Origin of the sequence: Litchfieldella qijiaojingensis (assembly GCF_014651875.1) — a bacterium.
GTDB classification, from domain to species: Bacteria; Pseudomonadota; Gammaproteobacteria; order Pseudomonadales; family Halomonadaceae; genus Litchfieldella; species Litchfieldella qijiaojingensis.
The window spans coordinates 158927-182852 of sequence record NZ_BMXS01000005.1 but is presented as its reverse complement, the minus strand read 5'-3'; the positions used below and the strand labels follow the sequence as shown (position 1 = coordinate 182852).

The 23926-nt window shown below is 61.3% G+C and carries 17 protein-coding genes and 1 pseudogene; 7 read left to right on the top strand and 11 right to left on the bottom strand.

All coding sequences use genetic code 11. The annotated features are described in order from the left end of the window. The first annotated feature begins 154 nt into the window (after positions 1-154). Both IE093_RS07740 and IE093_RS07735 read left to right on the top strand, forming a co-directional pair. A pseudogene (locus IE093_RS07740) lies at positions 155-1680 on the top strand (IS3 family transposase). A 507-nt stretch (positions 1681-2187) separates the two neighbouring features. Further along, positions 2188-2370, top strand: coding sequence for a hypothetical protein (locus IE093_RS07735; protein ID WP_189467832.1), 183 nt, complete (start codon positions 2188-2190; stop codon positions 2368-2370). A gap of 123 nt (positions 2371-2493) precedes the next feature. On the opposite strand, the gene IE093_RS07730 is transcribed toward IE093_RS07735, so the two are convergent. From IE093_RS07730 to recC, 4 genes are all read right to left on the bottom strand, one after another. Then, positions 2494-2991, bottom strand: coding sequence for a hypothetical protein (locus IE093_RS07730; protein ID WP_189467831.1), 498 nt, complete (start codon positions 2989-2991; stop codon positions 2494-2496). A gap of 359 nt (positions 2992-3350) precedes the next feature. Beyond that, entirely contained in the window at positions 3351-5819 is a 2469-nt protein-coding gene (recD, locus tag IE093_RS07725) for an exodeoxyribonuclease V subunit alpha (RefSeq protein WP_189467829.1), read from the bottom strand. Continuing rightward, positions 5816-9733, bottom strand: a complete 3918-nt coding sequence (recB, locus tag IE093_RS07720; RefSeq protein ID WP_189467827.1) for an exodeoxyribonuclease V subunit beta — start codon at positions 9731-9733, stop codon at positions 5816-5818. The genes recD and recB overlap by 4 nt, the downstream gene beginning before the upstream one ends. Next, the gene (recC, locus tag IE093_RS07715) at positions 9730-13353 is read right to left on the bottom strand and encodes an exodeoxyribonuclease V subunit gamma (RefSeq protein ID WP_189467825.1); all 3624 of its coding nucleotides are present in this window, start codon (positions 13351-13353) and stop codon (positions 9730-9732) included. Before recC ends, recB begins: the two co-directional genes overlap by 4 nt. Positions 13354-13505: 152 nt before the next feature. Here recC and IE093_RS07710 point away from each other — a divergent pair, with 152 nt between their 5' ends. Then, positions 13506-13994: a metallophosphoesterase family protein gene (locus IE093_RS07710; protein WP_189467823.1), complete on the top strand. Its 489-nt coding sequence runs from the start codon at positions 13506-13508 to the stop codon at positions 13992-13994. Between the two features lie 151 nt (positions 13995-14145). Here IE093_RS07710 and IE093_RS07705 read toward each other — a convergent pair whose 3' ends face one another. Then, complete coding sequence (locus IE093_RS07705; RefSeq protein ID WP_189467821.1) at positions 14146-14511, bottom strand: hypothetical protein; 366 nt, start codon at positions 14509-14511, stop codon at positions 14146-14148. 89 nt (positions 14512-14600) lie between these two features. Then, a complete protein-coding gene (locus IE093_RS07700) occupies positions 14601-15020 on the bottom strand; it encodes a PACE efflux transporter (RefSeq protein ID WP_189467820.1) in 420 nt (139 codons plus the stop codon). Positions 15021-15142: 122 nt separating this feature from the next. Between IE093_RS07700 and IE093_RS07695 the strand changes: the two genes are divergently transcribed. The 4 genes from IE093_RS07695 (at position 15143) to IE093_RS07680 (ending at position 18842) form a co-directional block, all read left to right on the top strand. Next, a complete protein-coding gene (locus IE093_RS07695) occupies positions 15143-16042 on the top strand; it encodes a LysR family transcriptional regulator (protein ID WP_189467818.1) in 900 nt (299 codons plus the stop codon). Between the two features lie 104 nt (positions 16043-16146). After that, the gene (locus tag IE093_RS07690) at positions 16147-16602 is read left to right on the top strand and encodes an RES domain-containing protein (protein WP_189467816.1); all 456 of its coding nucleotides are present in this window, start codon (positions 16147-16149) and stop codon (positions 16600-16602) included. Positions 16603-16716: 114 nt separating this feature from the next. Beyond that, entirely contained in the window at positions 16717-18150 is a 1434-nt protein-coding gene (locus IE093_RS07685; RefSeq protein ID WP_189467814.1) for a class I adenylate-forming enzyme family protein, read from the top strand. 74 nt (positions 18151-18224) lie between these two features. Further along, a complete protein-coding gene (locus IE093_RS07680) occupies positions 18225-18842 on the top strand; it encodes a hypothetical protein (protein WP_189467812.1) in 618 nt (205 codons plus the stop codon). Positions 18843-18900: 58 nt separating this feature from the next. On the opposite strand, the gene IE093_RS07675 is transcribed toward IE093_RS07680, so the two are convergent. The 5 genes from IE093_RS07675 to IE093_RS07655 all read right to left on the bottom strand — a co-directional run bounded on the left by IE093_RS07675 (position 18901) and on the right by IE093_RS07655 (position 23791). Further along, the gene (locus IE093_RS07675) at positions 18901-19575 is read right to left on the bottom strand and encodes a hypothetical protein (protein WP_189467810.1); all 675 of its coding nucleotides are present in this window, start codon (positions 19573-19575) and stop codon (positions 18901-18903) included. A gap of 154 nt (positions 19576-19729) precedes the next feature. Next, positions 19730-20977 carry a kynureninase gene (gene kynU, locus IE093_RS07670; protein ID WP_189467808.1) on the bottom strand — a complete coding sequence of 416 codons (1248 nt, stop codon included), beginning with the start codon at positions 20975-20977 and terminating at the stop codon, positions 19730-19732. A 161-nt stretch (positions 20978-21138) separates the two neighbouring features. Beyond that, positions 21139-21996 carry a tryptophan 2,3-dioxygenase gene (gene kynA / locus IE093_RS07665; protein WP_189467806.1) on the bottom strand — a complete coding sequence of 286 codons (858 nt, stop codon included), beginning with the start codon at positions 21994-21996 and terminating at the stop codon, positions 21139-21141. Between the two features lie 95 nt (positions 21997-22091). Then, positions 22092-23009 carry a nucleotidyl transferase AbiEii/AbiGii toxin family protein gene (locus IE093_RS07660; RefSeq protein ID WP_189467804.1) on the bottom strand — a complete coding sequence of 306 codons (918 nt, stop codon included), beginning with the start codon at positions 23007-23009 and terminating at the stop codon, positions 22092-22094. Between the two features lie 8 nt (positions 23010-23017). Continuing rightward, the gene (locus IE093_RS07655) at positions 23018-23791 is read right to left on the bottom strand and encodes a type IV toxin-antitoxin system AbiEi family antitoxin (RefSeq protein WP_189467802.1); all 774 of its coding nucleotides are present in this window, start codon (positions 23789-23791) and stop codon (positions 23018-23020) included. Between the last annotated feature and the right edge of the window lie 135 nt (positions 23792-23926).

Below are 23926 nucleotides of genomic sequence, written 5' to 3'. Positions count from 1 at the left end.
AACGACGCCCACTGCGAAGGAGGACGACACCTCACACACCCCTGAAGCTGTTCCGATGAAAGAGCACTGATGAAAACCGGACAATCTGAATTGATGAAAAACGGACAACCTTCAGTGACGTTGACATCGCTACTCCGAGGAACGGAGACAAGCCGTGGTGGCCAAGCTGCTGCCACCCCATAACCTCAGCGCCAGTGAGGTCGCTGAGCAGGAAGGTATCTCGGTGGCGACCATCTACAAGTGGCGCAAGGAAGCCCGTGAACAGGGCCGCTGCCTACCCGATGCCGGTGACGGTAGCGCGGAGAGCTGGTCATCACGGGACAAGTTCGCTGCTGTGGTCGAGACCGCCGCGATGAATGCCGAGGAGGTGACTGAATACTGTCGCCGGCGTGGTCTCTACCCCGAACAGATCCAGGCCTGGCGGCGTGACTGTGAGCGTGCCACCAGCCTGTCCCAGGAGGAGCGGCGCCGGGAAGCCCTCGACACCAAGGAGCAGCGCAAGCGCATCCGGGAGCTGGAGCGGGAGCTCAAACGCAAGGAGGCCGCCCTTGCCGAAACCGCGGCCTTGTTGACGCTGCGAAAAAAGGCCCGGGCGATCTGGGGGGACGAGGACGAATGATCAGTGCCCAGACTCGCCAACAGGCCGTCGCGCTGATCGAGGAAGCGCGGGCTCAGGGCGCCCGTCTCGAGCCCGCCTGTCGCGCGCTGGGGCTCACCGCACGCACCTATCAACGCTGGACCCGTGGCGACGAACTCCAGGAGGATCAGCGCCCTTTTGCCGAACGGCCGGTGCCCGCCAACGCCCTGACGACCGCTGAGGAGCAGGCGATCCTCGACGTGTGCCATCGGCCGGCGTTCGCCAACTTGCCGCCGGAACAGATCGTGGTGCGGCTGCTGGACGAGGAAGACCGCTACCTCGCCTCGGTATCAACCTTCTACCGGGTGCTGCGTCGCCATGGCGAACTGGCCCATCGCGGGCGCGCCAAGGCGCCGAAACGCCATGCGCCACCGACCACCTATCAGGCCACGGCGCCCAATCAGGTGTGGTCGTGGGATTGCACCTGGCTGCCCGGACCGGTCAAAGGGAGCCATTACTACCTGGTGATGATCCTCGACATCTACAGCCGCAAGCTTGTCGGCTGGGAGGTCTTCCTGGCGGAGTCGGCCCTTAACTCGCGGACGGTCATCGAGCGTGCCGTGCTCGCCGAGCAGGTCATCGACAAGCCGCTGGTGCTGCATGCCGACAACGGCAGCCCTTTCAAGGGCGCCACGCTGCTCGAGAAGCTGCGTGAGCTGAACATCGAGTCGTCCTTCAGCCGGCCTCGGGTCAGCAACGACAACGCCTTCTCCGAAGCGCTGTTTCGCACCTGCAAGTACGTGCCGAACTACCCGGTCGACGGCTTCGCCGACCTCGACAAAGCGCGGCATTGGGTGCAGGGCTTTGTTGCCTGGTACAACCATGAGCACCGCCATAGTGGCATCCGCTTCGTGACGCCGGCTCAGCGCCATGCTGGCCACGACAAGGTGATTCTGGCTCGGCGTCATACGCTGCATCAGGCGGCTCGCCGAGCCAACCCGGCTCGCTGGAGCGGCAAGACCCGTAACTGGGAGCCGATCAAGGTAGTCTCGCTCAATCCCGAGCGGGAGCCGGTAATGACGCCGGCCAAGAAGGCGGCGTAAAAACGTGATCGGGCACGACAACTACCTTGACAGTTACCGGGATCGGCAACACGCTTCTGGCCGATACCACCCGAAAAGAAAGCTACCTTTCCTATCCATAGAAAGCTTCACGCGATTTCTTTACGAAAAAACTGCCGAGTCAGGCGGCCTGGAGAGCGGCGGTAAGAATGTAAAAGAAATGACCCATTTCTAGTGTCTAAAAATCCAAAAGCCTCAACCCTGTACCCCCCTACCGCCTTTTCTTAGCTGTATTTTAAATATAAAAAATAATTATAAAAACACACATGGCGAGCAAGTTAAAAAAGTCGCCACACCTCAAAAAAACACTTTACAACATTATGCGTGCCGATATATATTAGTGAGGATGCCCGTTTTCGGGAAGGGCAATATCAAAAAGAAAGGCAAGGGTAATATTTCAAATATGAAGGAATATGGGTATGTGAAAATACAATGCATAACTTCAGGAAATAGCCCTCCTTTCAGATTAACTTCTGGATGGAGAAACTTATGGAACTTAAAAGGTTGGCAGAAAATGTATTAGTTGGAGTGATGGTGAACCTAATGGTTGGATCGGCCCTCATTTCCGAACGGCCAGACTTTACAATCCCACCAATATCATCAATGTCTTTTGATGTTGAGCTTAAGGCAAAAATAGAGATGGAGGAGAGAAATATGGATCAAAATAGATAGGTTTGCGTAAAATAGCGCTGACAGTAAAGCCATTCCCGCTAGTCACACATGGAGACCGATATGAACCGGGAAGTGGTAACCGACTAAGCCCCGCCACCATGCGGGGCTTCTTCATCCCCCACCCTACAACTCCACTTCTACAATAGACCCATCATCACGCTTTTCAAAATATGTGACAGAGGTGCTTCCATCAGAATGGTTCTCCTGAATTGTAAGATCTTCTCCAAAAGCCATGAACAAAATCACACCATCAAGCTCATTTGTCCGCCACCTTCCATCGAAACTTCCCCAGTAGATTCTGTTTCCTTTAATCTGGCATTTGTTTTCCCACAAGCTGTTATCGCTAGGTCGTCGGTAGCTTACTTTATAAATCTCACCCCCAGACTGACTTACTTCCATTATGGATGGACTGTGGAAAAACATGGATGACATTGCCGCCTTGCAGACCTCTTCTTCAGAGTAGCCCCCCATGCTCGCCTCATCGGAAAGCTGAATCTGCCTTTTGCTTTCCTCGGCAACCTCAGACCCTCCTCCACTATCGCCACTATTATTCTCTGAGATGTATAGGAAAACCAAAAAAGCAACCATCCCATACATCACAATTGACCCAACATTCTTCATAGATCAGTTCCCTTACTCCCTTTGAGTGAATTACATCCTTAACAGCTATCTTACGCCCCCCTGACCGCTAAAGCACCAAGTCCCGCGCAAGGCCACCGCCCTGGTGCAGGTGGTCGCTTCGCTCCCGGTTCAGCAGGGAGCGGCTGCGTCACCCCCTGGGCCGCTGACGCTGCCTAGTTACCGCTCGCTGTGTTCGCTGCATCGGCGTGGGGCGCTGATTACCGAACAACAACCATCCGTAGGCCAATCAAGAAAGCTACTCAAGATTATGGCGCTTATCTTGCCTTTATGGTGGAGAGGGTACCTTGTTGTTTTTCAATCCTTTTTTATCCGGAAGCTCTGCCGTGTCAATATCAGATCTACTTCAGCCTCCCCAACCCACTCACCCGCAACACCCTTCGCTGCATCGCTTCCTGTAGTATCCCGCGCACACTCTCCACCAACGTAAACCAGTGCCTGGCACGGGTAATGCCGGTGTAGACCAGTTCGCGGGTGAGGATGGGGTTGGGGGCATCCGGCAGTAGCAGGGCGGTGTGGATAAATTCCGAGCCTTGGGATTTGTGAACAGTCATGGCGTAGACGGTTTCCACCGCTTGCAGGCGGCTGGGCAGTACCCATTTGATGGGCTTGTCCTTGTCGCCGGTGGGGAAGGCGACGCGCAGCACGCTGCGGCCCGGCTCATGGGGATGCGGCAAGGCGAGGGTGATGCCGATATCGCCGTTCATCAGCCCCAGGCCGTAGTCATTTTTGGTCACCAGTACCGGGCGGCCGAGGTACCACAGTCGTTTGCCTTCCTTGGAGTCGATCAGCCCGTGGCGTTCCAGCGCCTGGCGGATGCGTTCGTTCAGCCCTTCGATCCCCCATGGGCCGCGACGTAGGGCGCAGAGTAGTTGGAAGTTGCCGTGGGCTTCGAGTACGGCCTGGGCCCAGCGATCGAACGCTTCCTGGGGGGCATCCAGCGGTGGGCGTTGGTCATGCAGCGTTTCGAGATAGTGGCGGTATCCGGTCGGTGGTAGCAGTGGTTGGCCCTTGAGCGTGCGGCCCTGGCCGGCGTTGAGGAAGCCTTGCGGGTTGCCATTCACCACCAGGGTTTCGAGAGCGTTGTCGCTGGCGTTGCCGTGTTTTGCCGTGCGCAGGCGGAGATGGGCCAGGTCGGCATAGCCGTGATCCAGGATCCGCTGCACGGCCTGGCGCTTCTCGTTGTCGGGCTGGTCGGCATTGACGGCACTGGCCAGTTGGCCGATGCCGCTGCTGGCGTCGAAACGGTGGCTGATGCGCAGCATGGCGATGGCCTGGTCCAGCGGTTGGCCGTTGGGATCGATGACGCCTTCGGGCAGTGTCTGGCCGGTGGCGGCTTGCAGCCATTCGGCGGTATCCGGTGTGTAGTGGCCGCCATCGGCACGGGCGCACAGGTCGCCGAGTACCGAGCCGGCTTCCACCGAGGCGAGCTGGTCCTTGTCGCCGAGCAGGATCAGCCGGGCGCGGCTGGGCAGGGCGGTGAGCACCGATGCCATCATCTCCACGTCGACCATCGAGGCTTCGTCGACCACCAGCACGTCGAGCGGCAGGGGGTTGCCGGCGTGGTGGCGGAAGTGCCGGGTGTCGGGGCGCGAGCCTAATAGTCTGTGGAGAGTCGTTACTTCAGTTGGGATGGCTTGCTTCAGCGCCTCGGGAGAGTCGCTCACGCCTTCGAGCTTCAGCCCGTCAACCTGTCCGGCAATCGATTCGTTAAGACGTGCGGCGGCCTTGCCAGTGGGAGCAGCCAGGCGGATGCGTAGTGGTCGTTCGCTCTCGCTCAGGGCCAGGGTCTGGAGCAGGGCGAGCAGTTTGACCACGGTGGTGGTCTTGCCGGTGCCGGGGCCGCCGGTGATCACCGCGAAGCGTGAGCGGGAGGCGAGGGCGCAGGCGGTTTTTTGCCAGTCGTAGGGCGTTTTGTCCGATGCCGGGAATAGGGTGCCGAGGATGGTGGCGAGTGCGGTGGTGTTGTCCGGGCGCCTGCCGGCGCCATCGCGACCACGGTCGCTCCTACAGGTATCGGGGGTTCCTTCGGGGGCGTTGCCAGAGGGTGGCGCGGTGGCGTCATCCGGGCGCCTGGCGGCGCCATCGCGACCACGGTCGCTCCTACAGGTATCGGGGGTTCCTTCGGGGGCGTTGCCGGAGGGTGGCGCGGCGGCATTGTCCAGGCGCCTGTTGGCGCCATCGCGGCCACGGCCGCTCCTACAGGGGGCGGTGGTTTCTTCGGGGGCGTTGCCGGAGGGTTGCGCGGTGGTGTCATCCGGGCGCCTGTCGGCGCCATCGCGGCCACGGTCGCTCCTACAAGTGGCGTCTGTAGCATCCGTCAGGCGGGCGGCGATCTGTTGGCGGATGTCTTGTTCGTATTGCCAGTAGCGGCGCAGGTAGAGGCGTGTGCCGTTGGTGTGGTCGATGGCGACCAGCGGGGTGTTGCCGGGGCTGTTGGCGACCAGTTCGGGGTGGGCGAGGGCGGTTTGCCATTCGGCCAGGGTCAGGCCGTCGAGTACCTGGCTGGGCAGCGGCGGGGCTTCACTGCCGTCGTCGCCTTCCGGGGGCAGCGAGAGGGCCAGGTCGGGGGCGTCCAGGGTGTGGGCCAGGTCCAGGCACACATGGCCACGGCCGAGCTGGTGGCTGGCCAGCGCTGCGGCCAGCAGCAGTGGCGCGGGAGCGTCCGGCACTTCGCGATGCAGGAAGGCGACGAAGGCGCGGTCCAGGGCGCGCAGCCAGCCGCGGGCCACCCATTGGTCGAGCAGGGCCAGCAGGGCAGCGGGATCGCTGCGCGCAATACGGGCATCCTGGGTCGTGGCCGGTGTCATGCGCTAGCTCCTTCGGTTTCCTGGGTTGATGGGGATGCCTGGAACAGCGCGTCGAGCCGTTCGATCAGTTCGCGGGGCGGGCGTTCGCGATGCACGCCGCACGAGGGGGCATGCGTACCGCGCAGGAACACGTAGAGCGCGCCGCCTACGTGGCGGTCGTAATCGTAGTCCGGCAGGCGCGACTTGAGCAGCCTGTGCAGCGCCAGGGTGTAGAGGGCGTACTGCAGGTCATATCGCTTCTCGAGCACGGCGCCCGCCATGGCTTCCGGGGTGTAGGCGTTGTCATCCGGCCCCAGGTGATTGGATTTCCAGTCGAGCACGTAATAGCGCCCCTGGTGTTCCACCACCAGGTCGATGAAGCCCTTGAGCATGCCGTTGAGGGTTTCGGTGTCGAGCGCCGGGCGAGGAGAGCCAGCGAGTGTGTAAGCACTTACGAGGGCATCCAGGCGTCGGGTGTCGACGTTATGCGCGGCGAACCAGAATTCCATCTCCACCTGGTAGCGAGTGAGGCGATCCAGGCGCAGCGTGGGGCCTGTGCCATCCGGTTGCTCGGTAAGTGGCAACTCGGTGGTCAACAGATCCCGCAGCCAGGTCTCGAGGGCCGGGATCCACTGCTGCCAGCCGCGCAGGTTGGCGCGTCTTGCCAGGGTATCGGTCAGTGCCTCGGGCTGTTGCTGAAGCCGATCAAAGCCCTGGTGGCCGACCCATTCCAGCAGGCCGTGCAGGAAGGTCCCGGCGGCCGGGCCGCGCGGGAAGCGGTGCAGTGAGCCCTCGCTTCGCTCGCCTGCTGCTGGGCTCGGGACTTCGTCGGAGAACTCGTCGCGCATTTCGCGGGCGGTGGCTTCCAGTGCGGTGGTGGGCTCCGCATGTTCGCCGGCGAGCTGAAGGGCATCGGCATCCTCCAGTTCGAGATCCGCTAGCTCGGGAGCCAGGGCCTGCTGGCGAATGCCGACCCGTAGCGCCGAGTAGCTGGCGATCCACCAGTGCTCGCGAGCGCGACGTGTGGGCACACGAGCAGGCGCAAGCGGCGCGGTGTCAGTGGTCAGGGCCACACGTTGCTCGCCGATCGGCGGCGCGTCTTCAACCGCAATGGCGTCGCAGTCGCCACGCAGGGTGTCGAGGGTGGCGCGCAGTTCCTGCGAAGAAATGGGCTCTCCAGCATTCAGCATCTGGCCAATGGCGCTTTTCTCCAGGCCCTGGAGTGGCGCCAGGCCCAGCCACGTGGCATGGCGGGCGCGGGTCAGTGCCACGTAGAGCTTGCGCAGGTCCTCGCCGAGACGTTCGCGGTCGGTGCGGGCCAGGATCGTGTCGTCGGCGGTCAACGAGACTCGCGCGTTACCTTCGTCATCGTGCCAGTGCAGCGGCGTGTCGCTGGCCTTTTTCTCGCGGTGGGCGCCGATGAAGGGCAGGAACACCAGCGGGTATTCCAGTCCCTTGGACTTGTGGATGGTGATCACCTGCACCAGGTCGGCATCGCTTTCCAGGCGCAGGCGGTGAGTGTCGTCCTGACCCAATGGATTGGCGCAGGATTCAGCCAGGTAACGAATCAGGGCGTGTTCGCCGTCGAGTTCCTGGCTGGTCTGCTGTAGCAATTCGCCCAGGTGCAAAAGGTCGGTAAGCCTTCGCTCGCCTTCCAGGGCATTGGTAGCGGCCAGCAGCCTGGTGGGCACCTGGAAGTCCGCCATCAACCGGCGCAGCATGGGCAGCACGCCCTGGCTCTGCCACAGGCGGTGGTAGTCGCGGAACTGCAGCACCCGCGCTTCCCAGGCCAACTCGTTGTGATTCAGTTCGTCGAGCTCGTTGAGCGACAGCCCCAGGCTCGGCGAGGCCAGGGCGGCGCGCAGTGCGCGGTCGTCGTCCGGGGCACTGGCGGCGCGCAGCCAGGCTTCCAGCTCGCTGGCGGCGGGGCTTTCGAATACGCCCTCCTTGTCCGAGAGGTAGACGCTCTTTATCCCGCGCCGGGCCAGGGCGGTACGGATCGCGCGGGCCTCGCTGGCGTTGTTGACCAGTACCGCCAGATCCGAGGGGGCGAGCGGCGTGAAATCGTCGGGCGAGGTGAAGCCGACCCGCCCGGCGTGGGCATCGCTCAGCAGTTCGGTCATATGGCTGGCGCAGCGCTCGGCCATCTGCGTGAGGTAGGGCGTCTTGGCCAGCGGCTCTTCGGCGTCGAGATGCCATAGCGTCAGCGCTGGCAGTGGCTGGCTGTCGCGGGTGAGTGAGTCCTTGCGTCCCTTGGCCTTCACACCCACAAAAGGTACGGGATTTTCGCCGTTCGAATCACGGAATAGAAAAGCGCCCTCACCGCGTGGCTCGTTTTCGGCGAAGGTGAAGCAGCGGTTGACCGCTTCGACCATCGGTTGGCTGGAGCGGAAGTTGGTGCCCAGCGTGACATGGCGGCCGGCGGTATCGCGACGCGCCTGAAGATAGGTGTGGATATCCGCGCCGCGGAAGGCGTAGATGGCTTGCTTGGGGTCGCCGATCAACAGCACGGAGTTGGCGTTCGCATTCGCATTGTCGCTGGCGTTGTGGGCCAGGCGGTAAACGCGATCGAACAGCCGGTACTGGATGGGGTCGGTGTCCTGGAATTCGTCGACCAGCGCCACCGGGAACTGGGTGCGGATGCGCTCGGCCAGGGTGTCGCCGGTCGGGCCGTTGAGCGCCCGGTCGAGGTGGGTGAGCAGGTCGTGGGGCCCCATCTCGGCGCGGCGCTGCTGGGCCTGCTCGCGGCGCTCGGCCATCCAGTGCACGGCATGGGCCAGCAGTTCGGGATAGGCCTCGGGCAACGCGGCGAGCTGGCCTTGTAGTTCGGCGACGGCAGCCAGGGCCGGATGATCGGGCGGGCTGCCCTTGAGCCAGATCTCAGCCATGCCGTCCGGCGTCAGGCGCTTCCAGGCGGCGTCGGTCAGCGCGGGTGAGACTTGATCCGGAGTGGCCGCCCATTCGCGCAGCATTCCCAACCAGTTGGCGCGATGATTCTTGTTGAAACTGGCACCCTTGAAGGCCTTGCTGGCGGCGGCCTCTTCGAAAAGTTCGGTGAGTTGGTCGATCCACTCGGGCCAGGGCGACTTGAGCTCGTCGAGTCGGCGTTGTTGTTCCTGGCGGACCCTGGCCAGGGTCTCTGCGGGCGGGGGAGCCGCTGGTAGGGCCGCCGCGTGGTCGCGCAGCCGGGCGACGGCTTGGTTCAGGTCTTCGGGGGTTTGCCAGTGGCGGGCGATGCTTTCCAGGTCGTCGCGGGGCAGGGCGTAGTAGAAGCAACGCCAATAGTCGCGCGCCACGTCGAGCTCCAGCTCGGTCTGGTCGGTCTCCAGGTTCAGCGAGAACAGGCTGCCACTGTCGAAGGCGTGCTCGCGCAGCATGCGGTAGCACCAGCTATGGATGGTGGAGACAGCAGCCTCGTCCATCCACTCGGCGGCGAGTTGCAGGCGCCGGGCACAGGCGGGCCAGTTCTCCCGGGGATAGCTGTCGCGCAGGTCGATCAGGGGATCGGCCTTAGGGTTTTCGGTGGTCGGGACTGACCCGGCGGCAGGCCTTTGCGAGGGCGCTGTGACCCCATCCCTGGGCGCTACTTTTTCCATCCCTGGAAAAAGACCCTCGCTTTGGCCTGCCCCCGGAGTCTCTTCTACTTCTAGGAAAACCTCGGCAGCCTCCACCAGCCGCGTGCGGATGCGGTCACGCAGTTCCTGGGTGGCGGCGTTGGTGAAGGTCACCACCAGGATCTCCGGCGGGGTCAGGGCACGCGGGAAGCTCACGCTGTCGTCGGGCGAGCGCGGGCCGAGCACCAGGCGCACGTAGAGCAGGGCGATGGTGAAGGTCTTGCCGGTACCGGCGCTGGCCTCGATCAGCCGGCTACCGGTCAGTGGTAGGCCTATCGGGTCGAGCGTCGGCGGCTTGTTGTCGTGATGCACTTCGCTCATGACTGGCCTCCCTTGCCGCCGTTGCCCTTGGTTTTCGTCTTGACCTCGCCATGCAGCGGGGCGTAGAGCCGTTCGGCCAGCTCGGCGAAGGCCTGGCCGTCGCTGTCGATCAGTGCCTGGAAGCTACCCCACTGGCGGGCCAGATAGGGATCGCGGCCCCATTCGCCGGCATTGTAAGCGTCGCCATCGAAGGTCTTGCGCGCTGCCTCGAATACCTTGAGATCGTCTTCCTCGGCGCTGGCGGCCAGGCAGCGGCTCATGGCCTCCGGTGTGCCATCTTTATCTATCCAGGCAAAGGCGGTGTCGCGGGCCAGGGGCAGTGGCGCGGCCATGCCGGCCTGCCAGGCATGCACGATCGTCTCCAGATAGCGGCGAGCGGTGTCCGCCGGCAACGGCGGCAGCCTGCCCTCGCCAGCGCGGGACAGCAGTTGGGTGGTCATCGGGCCGATGGCGAGCTGTGCGGCGAGGTGCGCGACCCAGGGGCGCATCCAGTGCTTCCAGTTGTGCCTGCGGTTGTTGATCAGGCTGCTGGAGAGCAGCAACACCCGGCAACGCTCGCCGGTCTCGTTTTCGCGTAGTTCGTCGAGCCAGTCTTCCACCGCCAGCTCGCCGTTGGGCGTGGTCAGATGTAACGACACCGGCGCAGGTTCGGACACGCTATGCGGCCACTCTTCCAGGACTTCCACGTAGCGTTCGAACAGGGTGTCCATCGGCTCGATCAGCGCGTCGCGCATGCGTTCGGCGAAGCTGCCCATGGCCAGTCGCCCCTGTCGTTGCAGCCGTTCCAGGGTGTCGAACATCGCCGCCTCGCGGGACTCATTGGCTTCCACGGCCTGGCGCTGGGCCAAAATCAGTTCATGCTGCAGTTGCCAGTGTTCCAGGCCGTCCAGGGCGAAGGGTTCGTTGTCCAGGCGGCTGACGGCCTCCTGCTCGAGGAACACCTTGAGCCGGGTATTGAAGAAGGCCCTGACTGGCTCGCTCAGGAAATTGCCTAGTTGGGCGAGCGTGAGCGGTGAGTCCTGCTGGAAAGCTGTCAGCTCATGTTCTGTTTCCGATGATTCCGGTGACTGCTCCTCATGAACTTCGCGCCACTCCTGGGCATAAGTGAACAGCTCATTTTGGTCCGACTCTTTATCCGTGTCCGAAGACACACGGAAGTACTCGCGGCTGAAGGGCTGCAACGGGTGCGCGGTGGTCAGCGCCTCGAGCAGCGCGGTGCCGGCGTCCTCATCCTGTTCATGACCGGCCAGCCGCCAGCCGCGTGCCAGGTGATCGCGTAGCTGGCCAAGCAGCACCGAGGGTGGTTTCTCGGTGTTGTCGACGATGCTGCGTCCCACCCAACTGATGGTCAGGCGCTCGCGGGCCGAGAGCAGCGCTTCCAGGAACAGGTAGCGGTCGTCCTCGCGTCGCGAGCGGTCGCCGGGACGGTAGTCACGGCCCATCAGGTCGAAGTCGAGCGGCGTCTGGGTGCGCGGGTAATCGCCGTCGTTCATGCCCAGCAGGCACACGTGGCGGAAGGGGATGGCGCGCATCGGCATCAGCGTGGCGAAGTTCACCGCCCCGGCCAGGAAGCGTTGCGACAGGCTGGCCTCATCGATCTGGCCAAGCCAGTGCTCGCGCACCACGGAGAGCGGCAGTCGCTCGCTGAGTTCGGCATCGGTGGCGCTCTCTTGCCAGCTTTCCAGCGCCTGTTCGAGTTGGGTGAGCAGCAGCATGTCGCGGTCGTCGAAGGCCGTGAAACAGGCCGCCAGCAGGTCGCGCAGGCGCTGGCACCAGGTGGGCACGTCCGCCGCGGAGGACAACGTTCGCCACTGGGATTCCAGGGTGTCGAGCAGGCTGACCAGCGGGCCGGCCAGCGCCGCTTCCAGGCCACCGATATCGTCGTACGGTTCGATATCGTGCCAGGGGCCTTCGCTGCCGGCGCCCACCGCATAACCCAGCAGCAGTCGGCGCAGGCCGAAGACCCAGGTGTTCTGGGCAAGCCCACCGGGCAGGTCGAGACTGGCGCGCTGTTCGGCATCCAGTCCCCAGCGGATGCCGGCGCCTTCGATCCAGCGCGTCAGGGTGGGCAAGTGATCTTCCTCGATGCCGAAGCGTTGGCGAAGCGCCGGCACCTCTAGCAGGTCGAGCAGGTCGCTCACCGACAGGCGCAGATCCGGCAGGTGCAGCAGCTTCTCAAGGGCGATCAGTAGCGGTTGGCGATGACGGTTGGCCTGATCGGAAAGCGTAAAGGGAATATAGCGCGGGTCGTCGCGGTCGAGCCGGCCGAATACCGCCTGCACGGCGGCGGCGTAGGTGTCGATGTCCGGCACCATGACCAGGATGTCGCGCGGCTTGAGGGTGTCGTCCTCGCTGAATGCGGCCAGTAACTGGTCGTGAAGAATCTCGACCTCGCGCAGCGCACTATGCGCGACATGGAAGCGCAGCGAGGCATCGCGTGCAGGATCCACTGCCGGCCAGATTTCGCGGGTTTCGTGCAGCGGACGCAGTTCGCGGATGTCCTCCTGCAACTGGTTTAGCAAGCAGTCGTCGCTCTCACCTTCAATATGCGACTCGAAAAGGTCGATACGCAGCGCCTCGCGCTCGAACAGACCTTCGTAGGCTTGGCGCTCGTCGAATTCGTCGAGCAGGCGCAGGTAGTCGCGGCCCTGCTTGCCCCAGGCGGCCAGCAGCGGCTGAGCATGCAGGTGCAGATCGCTGTCGTCCAGGCGCGAAGGCATGCCGGGCTTGGTGCGCTGGCGACGACTCGCGGCTCTCAAAAGCTCCTTGTGTTCGATGATATCGGCCCAGTAGTGCTGGCAGGGGTTGTGCACGCACAGCACCACCTGGCTGACACGCGCCATGGCGGCCAGGGCTTCCAGGGTCTGCTGTGGCAGCGACGAGATGCCGAATACCATCACTCGGCGCGGCAGGCCAGCGGGACGTTGATCCGGTGTCAGCGCCCGGCCGGCGTCGAGAAAGCGCCGATGCACGGCGGCGCGGCTGCTCTCCAGGCCCTGGGTACCGACGTCCTCGCGTAGGGTACGCCACAAGATGGCTTGCCAGCGCTGGTCGTCGGCCAGCTGCGTGGCCTGGCCGCGGGCATCGATCAGTACGTCGCTGCCTTCGGCCCAGGCGTCCAGCCAGTCGGCACGGTAGACCTGGTACTGGTCGAACAGGTCCGCCAGCCGCTCGGCAAGCTGGTGGCGCTTGCGCAGGTCGTCGTCGTCCTCCAGGAAACGCGCTAGCGGGGCGAAGGCATCATTGGCAATCAACTCCGGCAGCAGACGCATCAGGCGCCAGGTCAGATGCGCCTTGTCGAACGGCGAACTGGGCGGCACGGCATCCTCGCCGAGCACGGAACGATAGGCCTGCCAAAGGAAACGTGCCGGCAGAGTCACGTCGAGCGAGGCGGCAATGCCGCAGCCGCCCTGGGCCGGGTCCTCGGCCAGCGCCAGTTTGAGCCACTGGCTGATGCCGTTGCTCTGCACCAGGATCACTTCGTTTTCCAGCGGCGCCAGGGGATGGCGTTTCATCCACTCCACCGCCAGTTCGCGCAGATCCTCCAGGCGGTTGCCATGCACCACCATGAAACCGGGTGGCAGGGCGGTGTCCTGGGCAGCATCGGCAAACAGCGGCATGGCGATTCCTTCGCGGCAGGTAATCGGGGCTTAGGCAAGCAGGCTTACATGGTGCCGTAAAACGCTGGGGGGATAAACGTGATCAGAGCCTCTATATCAACGATGTTAGAGTTCCGTAGACAGACACTGGGCTGGACTGGCGGAATGGCACGATGAGCGTACCGACTTTCGATATCGACACCCCGGTCGGGGTGATTTCCGACACTCACGGCAAGCTGCGTGACGAGGCGCAGGCGATGCTTGGCGATTGCGCGCTGATCGTGCATCTCGGCGATGTGGGCGGCAAGGTCGAGGACGAGGCGATCCTCGAACGCCTCGCTGAGCTGGCGCCGCTCTACAGCGTGCGTGGCAATATCGATACTCAAGAGTGGGCCGAGCGGCTGCCAATGACCCAGGATCTGATCGTCAATGGCTGGCGGCTGCACCTGGTGCACAATATCGCCGACTTCGCGCCCGAGACACCCTGCGATGCCGTGCTGCATGGCCATTCCCACAAGCCGCGCAACGAATGGTGCGACGGGCGCCTGCTGTTCAACCCCGGCAGCGCCGGCAAGCGCCGCTTCAAGCTACCGATCACGCTCGGTAAGTTATGGGTTGGCGAGCGGGGCTTGCGGGGTGCGATTGTTCACTTGCCGCTTTAGGTTCTGTCTGAAAAGACGGCGAGCGAAGTCCAGGCAAGGCAAAAATCAGCGAAAAAGCGGAGTTTACGGGGGTGTAAATGAGCATTTTGAGATGATTTTTAACGCCGCATGGGCAAGCGCAGACAGTTTTCGGACAGAACCTAGGAATGACTCAATCCACTAGCTCATCCAATTTCTTCGCATACCCCAATTCATTGACACAGTCCGCCGCTGCCAGGCGCACGCCGGTTGCCGATTCGGCGGTTGCGTCTTCCAGCGACGAGTCGATACAGGTGGCCAGGGCGATTGCTTCGGGCTTCATCTCGGCTTGCGGCTTATCGAGGGAGAGGTATCCGTCATCGTTCAAGCGCTGCAACCATAGGCCCGCCGTCGCCACCTTTACGTCGAGTGACGACGCCTCCCAACGCGCCTGATCCACATCGTCGTCGAGCGCCGCCTTCATCCACTCGGGCCGTCCATCGCTGCAACCCGCTATCGACAGGGCAAGCAGCACTACCGCAAATCCTTTGAGACGCATAAGGGCTCCCTATTCAGCGCTTCCTTTGATTTTTGTGCCCAATGGTACCGCAGAAGGAAGAAAGTCGCCTGAGCGAGAAGCCGGATGCCTCATTGCTTACCCGCCTGTGCCAGCCGATGGCGCATGACATGATCGAAGGCCGTGTTGTAGGCCAGGGCGTATAGTAGAAAGAACAACATGAAACCGACATCCAGCCAGAAGGCCTCGAGCAGTCCGATGCCGAGCCACCAAGCGACGGCGGGCAATGTCAGGATCACCAGCCCTGCCTCGAAACCGAAGGCCTGGGTTAGGCGCTGTACCAGGGTGCGCTTGCGCGTTGGCACCCAGTGATCGAAGAACCGGTTCCAGATCAGGTTCCAAAGCATGGCGGTAGTCGCCAACCCGACGGCCAGGGCGCCGATCTCGCCGATACCGTGACCGGTAATCTTGCTGGCTAGTGGCGTCACCATGACCAGGCCGCCCAACTCGAAGAGCACGGTATGGGTCAGACGTTCTTTCCAGGAGCGCATCGACACCTCCACGATATGCCGATTCAAGGCCACCTTGGCCTCGACAACACGCCCCAGTCTAGCCAGGATAGAGATGGATGCGAGTTGGATTCCATCAGTTTTTCAGATAGATGGAGAGTGATGTGCGCTGGAGCCTGGATCAGTTGGAGACCCTCATCGCAGTCGCCGAGTGCGGCTCCTTCTCGGCGGCGGCGCGCCATCTGGGTCGGGCCCAGTCCGCGGTCAGCACCGCCATCGCCCATCTCGAGATCGACCTGGGCTGTATCCTCTTCGATCGCTCAGGTCGTCTGCCCCGGCTGACCACGGCGGGGAAGGCCCTGGTTCACGAGGCGCGGGTGGTACTCCACCAGTCCCAGCGGCTGGAATCCCGGGCGAAGTCCATCGTTCAGGGTGAGGAAGCGAGCATGGTGGCGGCAGTCGACGAAGCCCTGATAGAGATGCCGCCGGTGGATGAAACCCTGGAAGCCCTGGCCCATCGCTTCCCGGCCCTGCAGCTTACGCTGCTCTATGGCTCTCAGGACGACATCGCCGGTTGGGTGGAGGAGGGTACCGCTGACCTGGGCATCCTGTTGCGCCAGCCGGGTCAGGGGGCCCAATGGGAGGGAGTGCGCCTCGCCCATCTCCAGCAGTCGCTGGTGGTCGGGCGTGATCATGCCCTTGCTCACCTGGCGGTCCCAGACGCAAGTGACCTTGCCGCCTATCGGCAACTGATGATCGCTTCACGGACTCGCGGTGGCTCCGATGCTCCTCTCGGTGCCCGGTTCTGGCGCCTGAACAGCTTCTATTCCATGGGGGAGTTGGCTGCCCGCGGGCTCGGCTGGGCAATAGTGCCTCGGCACATTGCCCAGTACCCGCCTTTCCGCGACCGGCTGGTCACGCTCTCCGGTGAGGCACTGGGCACGCCACCGATCATCGAGGTGGAAACCATCTCGCGGCGTGACAGCCCACGTGGGCCCATTGCCAACTGGTTGCGCCGAACTCTGGGAGAGCGCTTTCGCGATCGCCGGAGGCCTAAGTCATAGAGAGCATTGGACCCGGAAGACCTGGAACTCGCCTTTGCGATCGAGGCGATGACGAACGACCGGTTGCTCGAGGAGGTCGGCCAGCTTGCCCCGGGTTCCGCTGGATGACCGAATTTCAGGTTCCGGCTCCTCTCCGGTTGGCCATCGCGCTTCACCGATGGCAACCATGGGTCTACTACTGTGCCAGCACCCTGGATGCGGCCATCGCCGAAACCCGTTACCACATGGCCGACTATGGTCTCGGTAGTCAATGGTTTCGGCATCCTGCGAAATCGCCTGTACCACGGGAGATGGGGGCGATGTCAGCGATAGCTACGGATGTCTTGGGCAGGGCGGCAATCAGGCACTGGAAGATGCGCTTGAGTTGGCCCGTGCTTTGGATGACCGCGCCGAGGACGTCACGTCTGCGCTGCATTTGTTTGAAGAGCGTCGCCGCGACCGCGTGGACCCGCTTGTTTCCGCATCACGTGAAAAGGTCGAACTGTTCCGTCCGGCTACGCCGCATGTGCTGGAAAACTGGTATGACGGGATGGACGACATTTCGGCGCCGTCTTCCATGAGTGTATTTGACGACATCATGCAAGGCCAGACGGCGCGCAGCAAAATGCCTGTAGGTCAAGCCCTTGCAAACAATCGTACATTCATGAACGACATTTGAACGACTTGGTGGACTGATGACCGACACGACTATGATCGAAACCACGCTTGCCGCTTTGGCTGACCAGCCGGACTTTGAACTTTTGCGCGTCGGCAACGACATGCAAACCGCAGGCGTTCTTGTAAATCGCGGACGCCAGATCGCTGCCAAGCTGTCTGGCCTTGGTCTGGATCGGGTTTTGGCGGTTACTGCGGTCAGCCCGTTCGACGCGGCGGCGGGACTGTTGGGAGGTCTGCTATCGGGTACGCCCGTATCGCTGATCAACCCTAAACTGACGGATGCAGAGCGTGCGGCGCAGCTTAGCCTTTTGGGATCGGCAACAATCATGGATGACGGTTTAGCACGAGCCTGGCAGGAGGACGATAGCGCCAATTCGCCCTCGGACGGGGACGCTGTCATTCGCCTTACTTCGGACGCACCTGGCGTGATCGTCTTTACTTCGGGCAGTTCTGGCGCACCCAAGGCGATCGTTCACAGTTATAAGTCCATGTCAGCGATCGTCGAGCGGTCTTATGACCTCTACCCAAAAGGGATCGACATCATTTCGATGCCGATGCATTCGCTTGGCGGCATTCAGTCTCTGCTGACCAATCTTGCGATACGTCGCTGTCTGTGCTTGCCGGAAGCCGGAGATCGTCCGGCTTTTATCGCGGCGGTCAAGCGTGAAGACCCGGTGACGATCTTGTGTTTCCCCAGCTATGCGGCAGCGCTACTTTCAGATTCCGATATCAAGGCGAAAAACAGGATTGAGACGATCCACACAGGCGGCGAAAAAATGGATGCCGATCTGCGTCAAGATCTGACTCAGGGCCTGAAATGCGAGGTGTATCCCGCCTATGGCCTTGCGGAATACGGCCCAATTTCAGTGAACCGCTCGACCAAGGCCGACGAACAGGATGTTTTGGGTGACATTCTGCCGGGCGTAGAAATTAAGCTTGAACCTCTGTCCGCCGAGGCGTCCAAGGCGACGGTGGGCGAATTGCTAGTGCGGGGCGCGTCGCGCATGCTGGGCTATCGCCTGCCGCCCAACGGAGAGTTCCAGCCGGCAGACGACTGGTTCGCCACAGGAGACATTCTAAGTGAAACGCACCCCGGCCATTATCGCCACCTTGGCCGTAAGAGTGATTTTGTCCGCCAAGGCGAACATTATGTGTCTCTGGCCGAACTGGAACGGCACCTGACCAAGCTGAACATCGTGCAGACAGCGGCGGCTGTGAAATACTCGAGAACACAGGAGGAAAGTGTCGCGGTGTTTGTGAATGTGTCAGGCGGTTCAGATAATCAGGATGCACTGATTGCTTTGAAATCGCATCTGGATGCGTTCTGCCCCGGTCTCGTGTCGCAAGAGGATCTGGAACTGATGGACGAACTGCCTCTGAATGCGGCAGGTAAAGTGCACAGGACAATGCTGCGGGAACTGGCGCAGGCGCGTAGCTTGGGTGGGGCATGATGGCCTCCTGCAATTCGCACCTGCCGCGTGGACTACGTCTAACCGATGCCGAGGTCCTCAGCTTGGTGCGCGCCGTGGCCGACTATACGGCCTTCTTTGGGCTATCCGAACCGAACCCTGCTGGTGAGATGCCGGTGGGTGATGCGTCACTTTCTCCTATCGCTGTTCGGTCCTGCCCCAGTGATCCATTCTGGCGTCTCGACATCCTGCCTGCTGGCAACGGATCTGAGCATTTTGTCTGTGCCTTCGCCAACACCCTGACTGGTGATCGCTATCCGCTTGAGATCGGTGAGATGGGGCCTGACGCAACCATGCGGCGCGACCACTTATCAGTCATCTTTGCGGCCACAAACGACAAGGGCTTTCGTAACACCGTGAAAGAGGCGCAGTTCGATCCTCAAGCACAGAATTTCGTTCGCGTCAGCATTCTGTACAAAGCCCAAGATCCCCAGTCGCAGATTCGCATCGTTGCGCCGCCCCAAGGGGGTTATCTGCTGGCGCTCTGTGTGACTGCCGAACGGGCCATTGTTCTGCGCATTGCAATACAGGGGCCGGAGGAAGTGCAAACCATCGGCGCGGATTTTCATCCTAGAGTTCTGGCAACAGGCAATGGATCAACCCTGATCCTGGGCGATCTGCGGGATGGCAAGGCGCAGGCCATTACCCATGTATTGGAAGTCGTTGAGCGGTGAATATAGCAACGGGCGATGTGTGTGACACACCGCCCGTATCGGCCTTGGAAGGACCCCCTTATTGCGGCACGTTGGAGCCGCCCATTTGCTGTTGCAGCATGTCCTGCATGGTCATGGCGTTTTCCGGCAGTTCGAACATGGTGGCGTCGGGCGAGGCATCGGCCATCTCGACGATCCTGAACTTGTCGCCGAATTTGAGCATGCCCAGGTCTCGCTCGAGCAGGGCGGTACCGATGGGGTCGGGTTCGTCCATCACGATCTGCACATAGCTCTGGAAGGCCTGCAGCATTTCCCGCCCGAGCGGTTTGTCGCTGAGTACGATTTCATCATCGTGGTTGGTGCCGCCGTGGTCGGTCCACTGGATCCGATAGACGTCTCCCTCGATGCCGGCAATGGTCTCCTTCTCGCCAGTGGCTTCCAGGTTGTCGACGGATTTGGCCTGGTTGGCGTTCACCTCATTGGCCTCGCCCATGGCATCGGCCATTCCTTTCAGCATCGCCATGTCCATGACGATGGTCTGTCCAGCCTGCTCGGTGACCATGTAGCCCTTGCCATCGCGCATCAGCATGTAGCCTTGCTGTTGAGCGGGAAAATCCATGCGCATGCTGTCATCGGTCCAGTGAATGACCATCTGCATGGCGTTCTGCGTGTCGGTGGTGGCGATGGTGGCCTTGCCGTCGGCGAGAGCGGGCAAGGCAGCGGCGAACATCATCCCTGCGGCGAGATATTTCATTGAGTGACTCCTGATTGATGTCTGAGACGGGCGCATTCCGACACGGGGTAAACACACCGTTACCGTGCCTACACTAGCTAAGCCAGCCGCTGCGGCCAAGATGGAATTCAAAGTCAGGACCGGGAGTGCCGTGGAGGCCAGGCTATCGCCGGGCTCAGGTCACGGCAGTGATTTTCTTGAACTGCGGTTGATCCCACTCCTTCTTGGCCATGATATCGGCCAACGCGTGGACCGTGTCCCAGATATCCACATAGCGGGTATAGAGCGGAGTGAAGCCGAAACGCAGTATGTTCGGTGCGCGGAAATCGCCGATGATGTTGCGGGCAATCAAGGCCTGCATGATGGCGAAGCCCTGTTCATGGGTGAGCGATACCTGGCTGCCGCGTCTGTCGGCGTCTCTAGGGGAGGCCAGCTCGAAGCCCTGGCCGGCACAGTGTCGTTCGACAAGCGAGATGAACAGTTCACCCAAGCGTTGGGACTTGGCACGGACCAGTGCCATGTCGGCGGAGGCCATCAGTTCCACTCCAACCTCCAGCACTCCGGTGGCAAGCACACCAGTGGTGCCACATAACCCCCGTTTGATAGAGGGGGCTGGCTGGTACTCGTCGCGCATGGCGAAGGGCTCGGCATGGCCAAACCAGCCGCTCAAGGGTTGGTGGAACTCGGTCTGGTGGCGCTTGGCCACGAACAGGTAGCCGGGAGCGCCGGGGCCACCATTGAGGTATTTGTAGCCACAACCCACGGCGAAGTCGGCATCGACGCCCTTCAGGTCCACCGGCACCGCGCCGGCACTATGGCTGAGATCCCACAGCATCAGCGCACCTACCTTGTGGGCCCTGGCGGTGATGGCCGCCATGTCGAACAGCTCGCCTGACTTGTAGTGCACATGGGTCAGCACCACCAGGGCGGTGTCTTCGTCGATCGCGTTTTCCAACCGCTCGCGGGGTGCCGTTTCCAGGCGGATCTCGCCTGGCAAGAAGGCTTCCAGCCCTTGCAGGATATACAGATCGGTAGGGAAGTTGCCCGGCTCGGAGACGATCTTGCGACGCCCGAGGCGCATGCGCACCGCTGCTGCCGCCAGCTTGAACAGGTTGACCGAGGTGGAATCGGCCACCACCACCTCTCCCGGTGCGGCACCAATGATTGGGGCTATCTTGTCGCCGACCCGCTCGGGAAGGGAAATCCAATCGTGAGTGTTCCAACTGCGGATCAGCCCTTGGCCCCACTCGTGCTCCACCAGCTCGGCCGCCCTGGCCTTGGCGGCCTTGGGCAAGGCGCCAAGGGAGTTGCCGTCGAGGTATATCAGGCCCTCTTCCAATTCGAACTGGTCACGGTAGTGGGCCAGGGGATCGTCCCGATCCAGGCGGGCCAACGCTTCACGGCTCAATGGGGTGTCGTTCATAGGAGGCTCCTTACCTGAGGAAGCGCTGAATAAATCGACGAGCATGCTCAAGCGCAAGGCGCCCGGAGCGCAGCAACCGGAGCATATGGGGTATCTGTGAGGCTTGCGAGCACCGCGTAACGCAGCGATTGAGTAGCGCAGACATTTATTCAGTGTTTCCCTTACATGGCCGTTCTGACCGACCACAGCTCGGGAAAGAACTTCAGATCCAGCGCCTTGGCAAGATATGCAACGCCCGCGGTACCGCCGGTGCCCCGCTTGTAGCCAATGATGCGCTCCACGGTTTTCATATGGCTGAAGCGCCATTTCTGGAAGTTGTATTCCGTGTCGACCAGCTTTTCCGCCAGCTCGTACAGATCCCAGTACTTGTCCGTATGGCGATAGATCTCGGCCCAGGCCTGCTCCACTTTTGCACTCGGCTGGTAGGGTTGGGACCAGTCGCGCTTCACGTAGGCGGCGGGAATGTCGAATCCGCGCCGCTTGAGCAGTTGCAGGCTGATGTCGTAGATGCTGGGCTCGTGCAGCACCTGGGTCAGCCGCTCGTAGTGCTGGCGGTGGTTGCGGTGAACCTCGACCATCCTGGGGTTCTTGTTACCGAGCAGGAATTCCAGCTCCCGGTACTGGTAGGACTGTAATCCCGAGCTTTGCCCCAGGCTATCGCGGAAGCAGGCGTAATCCGACGGTGTCATGGTGACCAGCACTTCCCAGACATGGATCATCTGCTCCTGGATGCGGGCAATGCGTGACAGCATCTTGAAGGCGGGCTTGAGCTCATCCTTACGGATATGGTCAGCGGCGGCATGGGCCTCGTGCAGGCACTGCTTGAGCCACAATTCAGATACTTGGTGGAGCACGATGAATAGCATTTCATCATGCTGTCCGGAGTTCGGGTGCTGACACGCCAGTAACCGTTCCAGGTCCAGGTACTGGCCATAGCTCATCTCTTGATCCCAGTGCACGGTTTCTCCTTCCAGATCCACCGTGTGTGGGGTCATCTTTTCCCAGTCGCGATTGGCCATCCTGTCCACCTCATCGTCACACCTCATACGCAAAGTATGGTCGGCATCGGCGAGGTGGCCCAGCAGCTCAAGCCTGTCCCGTAATGCCTCTCTGATTACAAGACGCAGAGTACCCGCTGGAGGTAAGCGTAGGCCTCGGCATGCTTCTCATCGCTCATTCTGGTCAGGTTATGCAGCTTCCAGCGAACTGCTGGTAGCTGCTCTACACCTTCCAGCCCCAGAAGCGACCACTCTGGCGCTCGGTTCTTGAAAGACAGCAGGAAGTCTCGTTCCTGGTCGGTAAGCGAAGCGTTGATGACTTCGACCAGTTGCTCTCGTGCAGCTTCCAGCTCTTCCAGAGGCACATCCTGTTCCGCCATGCTTTCGAACTCGCCATGATACAGGCCAGAAATGTCCTTGAAGCGGGGGCGCAGCAGCTCGGCAATCGGCCGGTTATGGCTGATCATGTATACGAGCAGGGCTTTGCGCAGTTCGTGTGTCAGCCCTTCGTTATCCAGCAGCCATTTCACGTCGAACAGGTCTCTGGGGTGCTGGCGATCCAGTGCAGCGCAGATCTTTCCAGCGTATAGATCGGCAAAGGCAACGACCGACATTTCCGCAAAACCAAACTCATCCTCAACAGCTTCGCTCACGGCCATTATTTTGGGCTCATAAACCGTACCTCTCAGTACAGGCGAGAGCTCAATTTTGATTTGAACCCCATCCCTACCAACTGTGAGGCGGAGCGCATCATCCTTTTCCTGGAACAATTCCACGACTTCCGCGCCCTTGATGCCGTTCCTGATAGCGGTAGCCAGTTTCTCCAAATTGGTGCGTATCGTGGCCAATGCCTCGATGCGTTCCATCATGGACAGGAACACCAGGTCGATATCCACCGATAATCGGGGAAAGTCTCGAACGAATAAATTAATGGCGGTGCCTCCCTTGAGCGCAAAGCACTCATGGCGGGCGACAAAAGGGATTAGCTGTAACAGTAGCTGGACCTGCCGGTAGAAACCGCTTTTCCTATCCATCCTGATTCTCACATCTCTTTGGGCACGGTGATATGCCACTTCTTGTTCAAGCGACCCCCTTCGGCAACGACCCGCTTACCAGAGCCGATATCGTAATCTTCCGGTTTCAATCGCTTGAACCAGGCATGCCCCTGCCGCTCGGCCAGCCAAAGGAAAAGCCTTTTCACCTTGACGTTGTTACAGGCAGTTAGCAAGGTATCCAGCTTGCGAGGAGACAGGTTGTGCAGTCCTTGCATCAGTTCATCGGCATGCTCAAAGCTCATGGCTTTGGGCACCTCCATCAGAGCTTCCAGGGTGGCCTTTTCAGGGCACGAAAAATAAACCGGTGGCAGCCCTTCCCGCCAAGTATCCTCGCGCAGGAGCCTAGTGTCGTTCATCACCGTTTCAGGCCATAAGCGGCGGGTACCATGCCATACGAACTTTGCCTTTACCGGTACCCTTGTCAGCCACCGGGGCAGTGGGTCTGCGGAGTAGAGCTGGATACGTGGCTCGGAACCCCTGGAGAGGTACTGTCCTAAACCTGCCAGGTTAATGGCCGTCAGCCCACCCACATGCACCGGCTGCTCAGACATCCTCTGTAACGATGCGATAACGCCTTGCCAGCTGACTTTGGCCTCCAACAGGGCATAGACACCAGCGGCAAGAGGCTGCAACGTTCCGCTGCGCACGGCGTTATCCACAAAATGCAGGTTTAACCCCTGGTCAAGCAGCCACTGCTTAGTGGCCACCATCTCCAGTGGCAAGAGCTCTCGAAGCTGTTGTCGGGCGTCTGTGTTCAACATGGTTTATAAATCCAGCTATATACGGCAATTATTGCCGTATATAGCTGGATTATCAAACCTTTCTCGCAGATATGGTTTACGTATTTTTATATATACGGCAGTTGACGCCGTATTTTTATGGACTTATAAACCAAG